Annotated in this window: 14 protein-coding genes and 1 tRNA gene; 2 read left to right on the forward strand and 13 right to left on the reverse strand. The window is 55.7% G+C overall.

What is annotated here, in order from left to right:
• Nucleotides 1-4: 4 nt before the first annotated feature.
• Nucleotides 5-77 (reverse strand) — tRNA-Ala (locus HMPREF0183_RS03325).
• Between the two features lie 92 nt (nucleotides 78-169).
• Between HMPREF0183_RS03325 and HMPREF0183_RS03330 the strand changes: the two genes are divergently transcribed.
• Nucleotides 170-1,120, forward strand: a complete 951-nt coding sequence (locus HMPREF0183_RS03330; protein ID WP_005882786.1) for an alpha/beta fold hydrolase — start codon at nucleotides 170-172, stop codon at nucleotides 1,118-1,120.
• A 1-nt stretch (nucleotide 1,121) separates the two neighbouring features.
• A complete protein-coding gene (locus HMPREF0183_RS03335) occupies nucleotides 1,122-1,403 on the forward strand; it encodes an antibiotic biosynthesis monooxygenase family protein (protein WP_005882787.1) in 282 nt (93 codons plus the stop codon).
• Between the two features lie 42 nt (nucleotides 1,404-1,445).
• Here HMPREF0183_RS03335 and HMPREF0183_RS03340 read toward each other — a convergent pair whose 3' ends face one another.
• From HMPREF0183_RS03340 to HMPREF0183_RS12760, 12 genes are all read right to left on the reverse strand, one after another.
• Nucleotides 1,446-1,901 (reverse strand): cation:proton antiporter, encoded by a 456-nt coding sequence (locus HMPREF0183_RS03340; RefSeq protein WP_005882788.1) that lies wholly within the window; start codon nucleotides 1,899-1,901, stop codon nucleotides 1,446-1,448.
• Nucleotides 1,902-1,906: 5 nt separating this feature from the next.
• Entirely contained in the window at nucleotides 1,907-2,167 is a 261-nt protein-coding gene (locus HMPREF0183_RS03345) for a monovalent cation/H+ antiporter complex subunit F (RefSeq protein WP_005882789.1), read from the reverse strand.
• Nucleotides 2,164-2,586 (reverse strand): Na+/H+ antiporter subunit E, encoded by a 423-nt coding sequence (locus tag HMPREF0183_RS03350; RefSeq protein WP_050775333.1) that lies wholly within the window; start codon nucleotides 2,584-2,586, stop codon nucleotides 2,164-2,166. The genes HMPREF0183_RS03345 and HMPREF0183_RS03350 overlap by 4 nt, the downstream gene beginning before the upstream one ends.
• Nucleotides 2,586-4,112, reverse strand: a complete 1,527-nt coding sequence (locus HMPREF0183_RS03355; RefSeq protein WP_005882791.1) for a monovalent cation/H+ antiporter subunit D family protein — start codon at nucleotides 4,110-4,112, stop codon at nucleotides 2,586-2,588. Before HMPREF0183_RS03355 ends, HMPREF0183_RS03350 begins: the two co-directional genes overlap by 1 nt.
• Nucleotides 4,109-4,441 carry a sodium:proton antiporter gene (locus HMPREF0183_RS03360; protein WP_005882793.1) on the reverse strand — a complete coding sequence of 111 codons (333 nt, stop codon included), beginning with the start codon at nucleotides 4,439-4,441 and terminating at the stop codon, nucleotides 4,109-4,111. The genes HMPREF0183_RS03355 and HMPREF0183_RS03360 overlap by 4 nt, the downstream gene beginning before the upstream one ends.
• On the reverse strand, nucleotides 4,438-7,515 hold the full coding sequence (locus tag HMPREF0183_RS03365) for a DUF4040 family protein (RefSeq protein WP_005882794.1): 3,078 nt from the start codon (nucleotides 7,513-7,515) through the stop codon (nucleotides 4,438-4,440). Before HMPREF0183_RS03365 ends, HMPREF0183_RS03360 begins: the two co-directional genes overlap by 4 nt.
• Nucleotides 7,516-7,604: 89 nt before the next feature.
• Nucleotides 7,605-8,786, reverse strand: coding sequence for a glycosyltransferase family 4 protein (locus tag HMPREF0183_RS03370; RefSeq protein ID WP_083801433.1), 1,182 nt, complete (start codon nucleotides 8,784-8,786; stop codon nucleotides 7,605-7,607).
• The gene (locus HMPREF0183_RS03375) at nucleotides 8,747-9,358 is read right to left on the reverse strand and encodes a histidine phosphatase family protein (protein ID WP_005882796.1); all 612 of its coding nucleotides are present in this window, start codon (nucleotides 9,356-9,358) and stop codon (nucleotides 8,747-8,749) included. The genes HMPREF0183_RS03370 and HMPREF0183_RS03375 overlap by 40 nt, the downstream gene beginning before the upstream one ends.
• 7 nt (nucleotides 9,359-9,365) lie before the next feature.
• Nucleotides 9,366-9,776 (reverse strand): ribosome silencing factor, encoded by a 411-nt coding sequence (gene rsfS, locus HMPREF0183_RS03380; protein ID WP_005882797.1) that lies wholly within the window; start codon nucleotides 9,774-9,776, stop codon nucleotides 9,366-9,368.
• 12 nt (nucleotides 9,777-9,788) lie between these two features.
• Nucleotides 9,789-10,958, reverse strand: a complete 1,170-nt coding sequence (locus HMPREF0183_RS03385) for a hypothetical protein (protein ID WP_005882798.1) — start codon at nucleotides 10,956-10,958, stop codon at nucleotides 9,789-9,791.
• On the reverse strand, nucleotides 10,951-11,556 hold the full coding sequence (nadD, locus tag HMPREF0183_RS03390; protein WP_040347893.1) for a nicotinate-nucleotide adenylyltransferase: 606 nt from the start codon (nucleotides 11,554-11,556) through the stop codon (nucleotides 10,951-10,953). Before nadD ends, HMPREF0183_RS03385 begins: the two co-directional genes overlap by 8 nt.
• 1 nt (nucleotide 11,557) lies before the next feature.
• Entirely contained in the window at nucleotides 11,558-11,713 is a 156-nt protein-coding gene (locus HMPREF0183_RS12760; protein ID WP_005882801.1) for a hypothetical protein, read from the reverse strand.
• Nucleotides 11,714-11,770 lie beyond the last annotated feature (57 nt).

Here is an 11,770-nt window from a genome sequence, read left to right on the forward strand (position 1 = left end):
TACGTGGAGGTAAGGGGATTCGAACCCCTGACCTTCTCCATGCCATGGAGACGCGCTACCAACTGCGCCATACCCCCGAGCACTCGATCTATTTTAAAGTTTCGGCTCACGGAATGCAAAACCACTCTCAAACCAAACGTCCAGCTTGACGCAATAAGCTGGTCTCATCATGGACTTTATTGACTCAGTCGCCACGACTTTCTACATCCCCGTGGAAGCAGGAACGCTTACCACCTCGGCGTGGCTATACCCTCCCAGCTACGTTGAAACCACCTCGGCGACATCCTCACACCGCCCCATCCTCTTCATCCACGGATTCCGCGGCGACCACCACGGAATGGCACTCATCGCACACAACCTGCGCACACACGAAGCCCTGGTCCCCGACCTTCCCGGATTCGGCCAGACTCCCCCACTGCCAACCACAACCCTCGACTCGTACACCAAGTTCATCGACGAACTGTACGCACAAGCTACGAACCGCTTCGGCACAGAACCGGTGCTTGCCGGCCACTCGTTCGGCTCAATCCTCGCGGCACACTGGGCAGCGAACAACCCCACTATCCCAGGGCTCGTGCTCATGAACCCCATCACCATCTCCCCTCGCGACAGCGCCGGCAAGATCGCAACCAAAATCACCGAACTGTACTACCACCTCGGCCGGGACCTGCCCACACACCTGGGCCGTAGCCTGCTCTCCAACTGGCTAATCGTCCGTGCCATGAGCATGACCATGGCCACCACCAACGACCCTGGCCTGCGCAAATACATCCACGAACAGCACCACCGCTACTTCTCCACCTTCTCTGACCCCCAGACGCTCAGTGAGGCTTTCGACGTGTCCATGTCCGCCAGCGTCGCCGAGGTGTCAGCCCGGCTGACAATGCCCGTGTTAGTGATTGCAGGGAAACGCGACTTCATTGTGCCCATTCAGTCAACAAACCGGTTCATCGATACACTCCCCAACGCCCGAGCCCGCGTTTTTAACGGGGTTGGCCACCTGGTGCACTACGAAGCTGCTGAAGCCACCGCCAGAGAAATTGAAGACTTCGCACACGACCTTAGCGACACTCAAGACTCACACGACCCTGCACACTACACCCAACTAGAAAGGACCTGACATGGCTCTTGTTAAGATCAACCAACTCTCAGTACCTGAAGGCCAAGGCGAAGAGCTTGAGGCTCGTTTCGCAGCACGCAAAAAGTCCGTTGACCAGGAACCAGGTTTCTTAGGTTTCGAGCTTCTGCGCCCGACTGGCGACAACACTGACTACTTTGTAGTCACTCGGTGGGAAAACGAGGAGTCATTCCAAAACTGGGTTGCTAAACGCCACCCACGCAACCCAAACGAAACAGTGTCTGCCGCTAAAGGGATGCTCGAATTCGAAGTTGTAGATCTTTAAGCTACAAGGCCTCTAAATTGCGAGGCCTCTAAGCTACGGGACCTACCGCCACTCGCCGTAAAAGTCACGGTGTGGCTTAGCTTTGCCTTCACGTTCAGCTTGCTTTGCTTCGCGGTAGGCCTGTGCCGCCAGCTTTGAATCCTCGTCAGGGTCTTTCGCATACGCCAGGCGGTTAGGCACCGTCGCCCTGGACACGGGAGACCCTGACACAAACGTGGCACGCGACAGCACGTTCGACGCCACCGACGACACCGCGATCAGCGCAAGAAACGCCACCACAGCCGCAAATGTCCGCCACACACTGAAACCTTCGGCCCACAGCGAATGCACGTACGCCGCTACCAAAATCATGGGCATACCAAGACCGGTGACGGGCGAAAACACGTTAATGCGAGACAGCGCATCACGTGCCCTAAACATGGCAATTGACGAGCCCAAAACAATGAGGCACCCACCAATGCCAAACACCCCTACCAAGACGGTGAAGAGAATATCCATGCCACTCACCTGTGCCCTCGAGTGAGAATGCGGGACAGGGCAACGGTCGCCAGAATCCCCAACAACGACGACAAGAAGAATACGTCTATAACGATAGAGATATTCACCAACATCCCAATAAATGCGAGGATTCCCACCGCCGAAAAATACACCAGGTCTCCCACCACTGCGCGTGACCCTGACTCTGGTGCGGTGAGCGCGCGCACCAGCCCCAAGACAATCGAGACGACGAGAATGGCAATGCACGTCCACAGAATGATCGTCATGAGTCCTCCTCCGTCGTCTGTTGCTTGCTTTCAGAATCATCCGTGTGCGCCAAGCCTGCAGACTCTGGGATCTCGCCAGGAGCTCGACCACGGAGCGTGTGCAACAGTCGAGACTCCATATCAAACAGCCCCTCTAAAGCGTCCTCTTCCGACTCAGAGAACAAGCAGTGGACAAAAAGGGTGGGTGGTGCGGTAGCCGTTCCCGGCCCTGTTGCGACCACCAGGGTGCCCGGGGTGATCGTAATGGATGAGGCATAAAGTGTAATTTCAATGTCTGTCACGCACCGCATGGGCACTTCGACAATCATCGGTTTTCCGTAATCGCCTGTTTTGAACAGGTTGAAAATGATGTCCAGCGTCCCGCTGACGATCTCCTTACCCAACCATGCCAAATATCCAATTGACCGTAGCGCAATCATCACCGTCCAAGCACCTCCTTCACGTATGGATCAACGTTCAGAAGTGCGTCCGCTGCATCCTGAATGACTGGCATAATCGCTTGCCCACCCACGAACATTGCCACTGACACTGCAATCATGAACGCACCTGGTACCAGGAGGGGCCAGCGTACACGCACATCATCGGTGAGATCTGTTGCCGGAGCTCGGCCGGTAGCCGGTGAATCCGGGTGATACTGGATCATGTCCTCACCCCAAAATGTGTTCTTCCACAATCTTTGCAGGACCAGGAGTGACACAATCGACGCCACAATCACCATGACCACCACGGCAATAGTGCCTGGTGTTACGTGCTCCATGAGGGCGCGGACAAGCCCCATTTTTCCCCACAGTCCCGAGGTGGGTGGCAACCCGATTAGGGAAAATAATCCGATGATCATAAGGACAGATGCGACACGTTCTCGCCTGATCAAACCAGAGAGCTTTTTAAACGCTCCGGTACCGTAGGTCTGCTCAATCGCACCAATCGTCAGCAAAAGTCCAGACATGGTGACAATGTGGTGAACCATGTAGAAGATGCCTGCCGACACTGCGGCTGTCGTGAGCACTGCTACACCAATGAGAATGTGTCCCACACCTGCCGTCATCTGGAACGCAAAGATGTTACGAACGCGGATTTCGCCAAACCCTGAGAACGCTCCCACAGCAATCGTCAACACCACGATGATCAGAAGCACGTCTTCCCACCTTGGGTGCCCTCCAAAGACGGAGACGTACACTCGGTAGATTCCGTAGATCGCAACCTTTGAGTGGGTCGATGCAAACAGTGACATCATTCCCGCCGAGGTGTTGGGATAGGAACGTACCAACCACCCGTGGACCGGCGCGGCACCGGCTTTAATGAGAAGCGCCAGAACGACGATTCCAACCGCTAGTGCCGCTTGCGGCGACACGTTGCCTAAGCGACTTTGGTCAGCCAATACGGCGATATTCACGGTGCCTGTTGCAGCGTAGATAAATCCAACACCAATGACCAGAAGGGTGGACGTCAAGAGGTTCACAATCACGAACATGCGCCCCACGCCTAAGCGACGCCACGTACCTGTCACTGCGATCAGTGCATAGGACGGAAGAACCATCACCTCGATAAACACGAAGAAGTTAAAAAGATCCCCGGTGAGCATGGCACCGTTGACACCCGTGAGCATTAAAAGGATGAGCGTGGGTACGAACCGGTACTGATCTTCACCCGTTGTTCGCAAGAACGCACATGACGCCACCACGGCCAGTGATGTGATCACCAGCATGACCGCTGTAAAGGTATCCGCAACAAACGGAATCGCCAAACCGTGTACATACCCACCAACGGAGTGGGATATGGTGCGCCCGTCTGCGGTTACACCGATCAAGTACATGCCCGCTACACATGTAGCGAGTGGTACTCCCAAGAGAAAAAACAGGTTGATCGTGCGGGAACGCACAAATGTGGTGATCGCCGAGGCAGCAAGAGGGACAACGATAAACAGAAGAAGAAGCGAACCGTTCACTGTGTGCGCCTTTCTCCAGTTTCAGGTATACGGTCTTGGTCATCATCGTGACCCAAAACCGCCAGCGCCAACATGAAGATGGTGACCGCAAGGGTAATCACGATCGCCGTCAACACGAACGCTTGAGGAAGAGGATCGGCTGCTTCTGACACGGGGCTTCGTCCCGCAATGGGTTCTCCTCGCCACGCCGGAACACCAGACAGCAGAAGTGCAAAGTTAGCCGCGTGGGAAATGAGCGCCAGACCAAAAATTGTGCGCACCATTGAGCGTTGCAACATGAGGTAGACTCCTCCGGACACCAAGACCCCGACCGTGATTGCGATAATCATTCGCCACGCTCCTTTGGTTGGTCTCCGTATGCAATGTGTTTGGTTCTTAGCCCCACACGTTTCTTGTCTTCTGGTTTCTCTGCTTCTAAGAACTCATGTGCCTTTGGCTTAGCTCCACGCATCGTCTCCAACGGCCCTCGAAGCTCACCGTAAAGCATTTCGTCAGTACGTTCACGGGTGCGCTCAATATCTCCAACATCACGCATCATCAAACCGTCGACCAAAACGTCATCGCCGGCGGGTGTAAATGCCGAGTCAGAGGTACCAAGCAGGTTGAAGGAAACCAGCAACATACCCACAACCGCCATGTACACACCGACGTCAAATGCCATTGACGAGGTGAAGTGCTGGCCCAAAATGTACCCGTGAATCGGTTCGAGGAACGAGCCCTTGACAATCAGACCCACAAGGCCTGTCAGAACCGCAACCAGAACACCGCCGCCAATGAGCAGAATCGGCAGTCGGGGTGGACCAATAGCCCGGTCCTTTGAAGTGGCCATATACAAAAGACCAGCGATCGCGGAACCGACCAGTGCAGCAATGAACCCTCCACCTGGTTCGTTGTGTCCGCGCCAGAAAATCAAGAGTGAACCAATGGCAAGGAACGGAGCAACCACCTTCACCATGAGTTGCATCGCGATCACGTTTGGCCAAGCCTCAGTCACGGCAGCAAACGCGGTACTTCCACGTGGACGAATCGCCAACCACGGGCGCCTCGGCATTTCAGGTACTTCGGAAGCAGGCGGGTCAATGTAGCGGTCACGAACGGAAGAGAACACGGCAACAATCGCGATTCCCGCCATGCCCAAAACAGCGAGCTCGCCCTGTGTATCCAGTGCACGGAACTCCACCAGAATGGTGTTGACGATGTTGTCTCCACCAGAAATCTCCGGAGCCTTGGTCAGGTAGTACATGGCAATGTCAGACCGGGCCCTGCGCCCTGACAACATCCACACTGCTAACGCGACGGAGCTACCTACAGCTATCGCAAAAATACCGCGCATCACCTGCAGTTTTGCCGAATACTTCCAGAACGTGCGAGGCAGCTTCTGCAAGATCAGCATGAACACGATGATGGTCATGGTTTCAACGAGCAACTGCGTCAAAGTCACGTCAGGAGCGCCCAACGCCATAATCTGGACCGTGGCCATGATGCCAACAGCTGACAGACCAATCACCGCTGTCAGACGTGAACGCGACAGGCACACCACGAGTGTGGCAAACGTAATGACCACGAGAAGCGCGTAGTCGATGGGCCTGTTGAGATTAGGCACAAAATTGGGCAAACCAGGGCCGGTGTAGATCGCAATCGCCGATCCGAAAATCACCACCGCCAAAAAACCAAGGTTCATGGCGACGTGACGTGACGCGCGCTCGCTAGCAACAACCGACACGAGCGCTTTACCCACCCGTTCGAGCCCGGCCACGATTCGGTCAATAACATCGGCGCCGGTAAACGGAATAGCGACGCGATTGAAGAATTCCCACACACGTGCACGGTTCAACGCCACCAACACACCGCACGCAATGATGATGAACGACGCAATGAGTTCAGGTGTGATTCCGTGGAACATCGCCAGGTGAACGTGGTGCGCAGTTTCTCCCTGCGCCGCCGAGGTGCCCGCGGCTACCCCGGGTTCAATAACTCCCAGCGCAAAGGCTAGGGGAACCGACAAGACGATCGGAAGGGCCGCAAACGTGACCATCACAAAGTCGTTGTGACCCAGTTTCTCAGGGGCGACCTCGGGACCGTCAATGAACGCCCCGAAAACAATCTTGATGCAGTAACTGATTGTCAGAACTGAAGCCCCGGCAACCAGGACGAGCGCAATCCAACCAAGAACGTGGCCCTCTCCCCCAGCGGAACTCACCGCGGTGAGAAGCATTTCCTTTGAGACGAATCCCATCAGGGGTGGAATACCCGCCATCGACGCGGCACCGATCGCCGTGATTGCAAAACTGACCGGAGCAACCTTGATCAAGCGAGGAATTTCGCCAAACGTACGCGTGTGTCCCAAATGGTCAACCACACCGACCATCATGAACAAGCCAGACTTGAACATTGCGTGTGAAATGACGTGAACGAGCCCCGCGGTCAACGCGAACTCGGTACCGACCCCCACAGCCGCGACGATGAGCCCCAGCTGGCTCACGGTTGAGTACGCCATGAGCTTCTTCAGATCGTTCTGAGTCAGCGCACACCAACCGCCGATCCACGCGGTCACGATCCCAGCGCTTACCAACAAAACGTTCCACGCAAGAACATCACTAAACGCGGGGCTAAAGCGGAACAAGAGGAAAATACCGGCCTTGACCACCGCTGCGGCGTGCAGATACGCACTGACAGGGGTGATGGCAGCCATCGCGTCGGGAAGCCACGACTGGAACGGGAACTGTGCCGACTTCGTCATCGCTGCGATTGCAACCAGAAGCGCCATCGCAACCGTGAACCCGGGCTTTTCCTGCCACACACTCGAGGTCAGAACATCGCGGATACTGGCGCTGCCAACCATTCCGTACATGGCTGAAACCGCAACCAAGAGGAGCACGCCACCAATAAACGTCATGAACATGGTGCGCAGGCTGGCGCCCTCAGCGGCACGGCCGGAGCGCGCAATCAGCATGAACGAGGCGATCGACGTGATTTCCCAGCACACAAACAGCACGAACAGGTTATCGGTCAGCACGAGCCCCACCATGGCGAACGTGAACGTCGCCATGAGTAGATAGAACGAATAGTTGGGCCCGCGCGACAAATACCGAGTGGAATAAAACAGCACGAACGCACCAATAACCAGGGCAATCAGTGTGAAGATTGCGCCAACCCCGTCAACCGCAAACGCAAGGTTCACATCAAAGCTGGGCATCCACTCAAGCGTCCACACGGCTTCTTGCGCAGTTGGGAACGCCGAACCGTCGTGAACTGCTGCAACGGCAGCTGGCATAAAGAACGCGGCCGCCCCCAAATATCCCAGGCCTAAAAACCATCCTGAGGACCGGCCCACCAACCGGCACAGAACCGGGGTGACAAGAATGATCAGAGCGAGGAGTCCCAGAGTTGCGGAAATTGCCACGGAACTCCTTCTGTTACGACTAACACACGACGTCGGGGCGTCCAACCCATGCTACCCAAATGTGGTCCACACGACCAAAACTGAACCCATCAGCGCATGCGGATACCGGCAATCACACCTTGCAGGTTTTTGACATGAGCCTGTGGCGACGACTGGCGCGCCAACAACGACGCTTCTCGCCCAGCGTCCACAAGCACACCAGGATTCTGCGCGCACGCAACAATTGTGTCAGCGAGATCTGAAGCTTCACTCCCCGCGCATTCCACAACAGCATTACCGAACTCCGCACCCAACACCGGGTCACACACGAAAGTGGGACGACCTCGGGCCGCTGACTCCAAAATCACCATAGGCTGATTATCAAAGCCATACGATGTCAACAGCGTCGCATGCGCTTCATCAATCAAAGACACAACCTGCTCATGCGGAACGGCGCCAACAAAGTGGATAAAAGAATCGTTCACACCTCGAGGTCGTTCACCGCCTGCCACGGTCAGTTCCACCTGGGCTCCCCTACGACGCGCTAACCTCACCGCTTCAAGAGCCACATCCAAGCGCTTCTCGGGGGCGAACCGGCCAATCCACAGAAGCCGCAATGGCACCTCGGGCTGTAACGGGCGCCCGCCTGGGGCCACCTCGGCGACATTCGACACCACACTCACGTTCGCAAGACCCGCGTCACGTAAGCGCTCAGCTTGATGCGCGGAGGGCGAGATCACCGCATCAGCCTGCTTGGCCAAAGCCAGCGTCATGCCACGCAGGGCAGAATCCAAGGGCCGATCCGCCAACCGTAACCGTGGCTGTTCTAACCCCGTGACCAACTGATGAAAAACGCGTGCAACAGGAGCAAACGGCTGAGTTACGAGTGGCGCGCGCCAAAAAAAAGTGTGCACCGTGTGCAAGGACGGAATCCCCAACCGCTGAGCCTGCGCAACCGCAGTAGCCGCCAACCCGAACTCCGAATGCACCATAACCGCTTCAACCCGGTGCTGTTTGAGCGTCCGATGCATCCATGCGTGGAGAACAGAATTTGCTCGCACTACGGGAAGTTCAAGGCTACGAACCCCCCGAGGTGGTCGCACCACAGTCACGCCCGGAAAGTGAGTCCGGGGAAAGTCAGGGACGATCACCACGACGGGGAACTGTTGTGACCAAGCACGAATCTGGGCCATGAGCGCAGTCTGTGCGCCCCCCGTATATCGAAGCGAATAGTCACATACGACAGCGAGCTTCACGCACAGGCTCCTCCGGCGAAACGCCGGAGCATCCATGCATCGTTTCGCTGAACAAAGTGGACGTATTCGCAGTTGTCGAGCACGCCTAGACGTGCATAGTCCGTTTCAGAAGACAGGCCCATCATCAGTTCAGTGGCACCACGGATCACTGCTCCGTGGGCGACCATTGCGACCACGTCGTTATCATCGCAGGTCTTCAGCAGTCGGTGCACAGAGTCGTACACACGCTGTGAGGACTCGAGGCGACTTTCCCCGCCAGGCGGGCGGACATCTTCCCCGCTCTTCCACTTCGCGAGCAGGTCCGGCCACTTTTGATCAATTTCGTCGCGAGTAAAACCTTCCCAGTCACCCACGCTGATTTCACGTAGCCCCTCGACTAGGGTCACAGTCAATCCGGTTGCTGTTGCTAGCGCTTGTGCGGTAGCCCGAGCACGCGTGAGATCTGATGCAAAGATACGCGTAATGCCACTGTTTTGCAGGGTAATTGCCAAAGCGTGCGCCTGCTGTTCACCGGTTTCGTCGAGCGGAACGTCAATCTGCCCTTGGAACCGACCTTCTTTGTTAAAGGCTGTACGACCGTGTCGGATGAGATAGAGCTCGCGTGCCATGCTGTCCCTATTCGTGGTGAGCGCTGTCAGTGTTGTTGTTCTCAGTTTCCTGTTTGTCAATCTCAGGAACTGAAATCACAGGGCTGTCTTTCCACAGCCTGTCGAGACCGTAGAATTCGCGGTCGTCGCGATTGAAAACGTGAACCACGATATCCGAATAATCCAACAGAACCCATGTGCCTTCGCCGCGACCCTCGCGGCTCTTCGGCTTAAGGTTGTGTTCTTTCAGAAGAGTTTCCTCGACTCCGTCAACAATCGCATCAACTTGTCGGGCATTCGATGCCGACGCGATCACAAAGGCGTCTGTGATAACGAGCTGTTCAGAAACATCCACAATCACAACGTCGGTAGCGAACTTCTGAAGAGCGCCTTTCGCAGCACTGCGGGCATACGCGATGGTTTCATCGGTTGCGGGCAAAAGAAAACCTTTCTAGAACAGCATGATCAGGGCAACGATAACAAGCACAATTGCGCACACGCCACCGATACCTAAAACGATGTACGGTAAAACCAAAGAGCGTTCGCCAGCGAGAATTTCTCCATCCTGATGCGTCACCGAGCGCGCAGACATGGGTTGGGCCACTCCGATGTCGTCGTGGGGAGGCCATTCGTCGCGCGTAACCTCTGGTTCTTCCTCAACCGATTCCAGTGGGCGAGTTACACAGGACGCGGCCCGAGACCGCTCATCGTCTGTATAAACAGAGTACTGTGGTTTGTCAGTGTGAGGCGCTTTCGTTGATGTCTGAGACTCAGGTTCCTTCTGGCTCTCTGTACTGACCACGGGAACTGCCCCACTAATCACACGAATGCCTTCGGCGTTCGGTGGTTTTACGATTGGTGACTTACGCGAACGCGGTGGTGCCGCTTGTGCGCCTCCCGGCTCTGTGTCAGAGCTCGTCTTGTCGTCTTTGCCAGCGCTCTTGTCGCCTGTACTCGTCTTGGTTGCATACTGTGCTTGATCCGTCTTTGTAGCGGAAGGCTTGCTGCCGGCATGTTCTTCCGAAGTTGCCTTCTCTTCTGCCGGCTTCTTCTGCTCAGCTTGCTTCTCAACAGGATTGATTTCAGCAGGTGCTGTCGCCACCGACTGAGTGGCACCGAGTTGCGTCATGGGCTTTGCCAGAACCGGCTTCTTCAGCTCAGGCTCTTTCGCTTCTAACTTTTTATCTACAAGCTTATGTTCAGGCTCCTTGTACGCGACCTCCTGAACTGCGGGCTTTTTCGCCTCAGGCTCTTTATCCTCAGCCTTTTTGGTTTCAGTCTCTGTTGGAGCGGATGTTGGTTCCTGCTCTGACTGGTAGCGCAACGTCAGGTCGGAGTCATCGGATATCTCAGGAGCCTGCCCGTGTTTCCGCATCCATGCCTTACGCTCAGCTCGCGAAGCGAACATTGGGGGCTCTGCAGGCGTTAGTTCCTCTTCTACCTGTTGTTGCCCAGCTTCCGGTTGCACCTGCGGAGGGGTCGGTGATTTAGCCGTTGTGGTGGAGGCCGGAACAGTTTCCTCAGCAGCAGGAGATTCAGCAGCGTCGTTGAGCTTCTGGGCTTCTGCAGCGCGCTTCTCAGCTTCTCTGCGTTCCCGCCTCGACATGTACTGCTCAGCCATTCTCACTCCTGTAAAGATTGTGCTTGTTGATGTACTGCACGACGCCGTCCGGCACTAAATACCACACCGGCATGTAGTTCTCAACGCGGTCACGGCAGTCTGTTGACGAAATCGCGAGAGCGGGGATATGCATGAGACTCAACCGATGTTCGGGAAGTCCCTTTCTTGTCAAGTCGTGCCCTGGCCTGCTCACTCCTACGAAGTGTGCAAGGGAAAACAGTTCATCAACGTCTTTCCACGAAAGGATCTGTGCCAGAGCATCGGCGCCCGTGATGAAGAAGAGTTCTGTTTCATGCCCATAGATCTGTACTAGATCTCGCAGTGTATCGATTGTGTAGGTGGCCCCTGGACGGTCCACGTCCACGCGCGACACGGTAAACTGAGGGTTCGACGCTGTTGCAATCACCGTCATGAGGTAACGGTGCTCAGCGTGCGATACTTCACGATCAGACTTTTGCCACGGGCGTCCCGTGGGCACAAATACAACTTCATCTAGGTCAAACTTGGCTGCCACTTCACTTGCGGCAACTAAGTGTCCGTGGTGGATGGGGTCAAAGGTTCCGCCCATCACACCAACTCTGCGCACAGAACTTGTCATATCAGTGACGGTGGGAAATGCCCTTCCACGACAGCGTAATAATGCCAAGCAGCATCAAAATGCTGAACGCAATAACTCCGTACCAGATGGGGTGCATTGGCAAGTCAACAACCGTTTCGTGCGTTTCCTGTGCCAGCACTACCAAAGCAGACGTCACGTCTTCTCCTTTTATATGTGTTTGTAAGGCCTGTATATGATTGTAGGATTTTACGGC

This window comes from Brevibacterium mcbrellneri ATCC 49030, assembly GCF_000178455.1.
Classification (GTDB): Bacteria; Actinomycetota; Actinomycetes; order Actinomycetales; family Brevibacteriaceae; genus Brevibacterium; species Brevibacterium mcbrellneri.

Excerpts from the sequence above, each read along its gene's own strand:
- HMPREF0183_RS03330 (WP_005882786.1), top strand. The coding sequence starts at position 170 with ATGGACTTTATTGACTCAGTCGCCACGACTTTCTACATCCCCGTGGAA.
- HMPREF0183_RS03335 (WP_005882787.1), top strand. The coding sequence starts at position 1,122 with ATGGCTCTTGTTAAGATCAACCAACTCTCAGTACCTGAAGGCCAAGGC.
- HMPREF0183_RS03340 (WP_005882788.1), bottom strand. The coding sequence starts at position 1,901 with ATGGATATTCTCTTCACCGTCTTGGTAGGGGTGTTTGGCATTGGTGGG.
- HMPREF0183_RS03345 (WP_005882789.1), bottom strand. The coding sequence starts at position 2,167 with ATGACGATCATTCTGTGGACGTGCATTGCCATTCTCGTCGTCTCGATT.
- HMPREF0183_RS03350 (WP_050775333.1), bottom strand. The coding sequence starts at position 2,586 with ATGATTGCGCTACGGTCAATTGGATATTTGGCATGGTTGGGTAAGGAG.
- HMPREF0183_RS03360 (WP_005882793.1), bottom strand. The coding sequence starts at position 4,441 with ATGATTATCGCAATCACGGTCGGGGTCTTGGTGTCCGGAGGAGTCTAC.
- HMPREF0183_RS03370 (WP_083801433.1), bottom strand. The coding sequence starts at position 8,786 with ATGGATGCTCCGGCGTTTCGCCGGAGGAGCCTGTGCGTGAAGCTCGCT.
- HMPREF0183_RS03375 (WP_005882796.1), bottom strand. The coding sequence starts at position 9,358 with ATGGCACGCGAGCTCTATCTCATCCGACACGGTCGTACAGCCTTTAAC.
- HMPREF0183_RS03385 (WP_005882798.1), bottom strand. The coding sequence starts at position 10,958 with ATGGCTGAGCAGTACATGTCGAGGCGGGAACGCAGAGAAGCTGAGAAG.
- nadD (WP_040347893.1), bottom strand. The coding sequence starts at position 11,556 with ATGACAAGTTCTGTGCGCAGAGTTGGTGTGATGGGCGGAACCTTTGAC.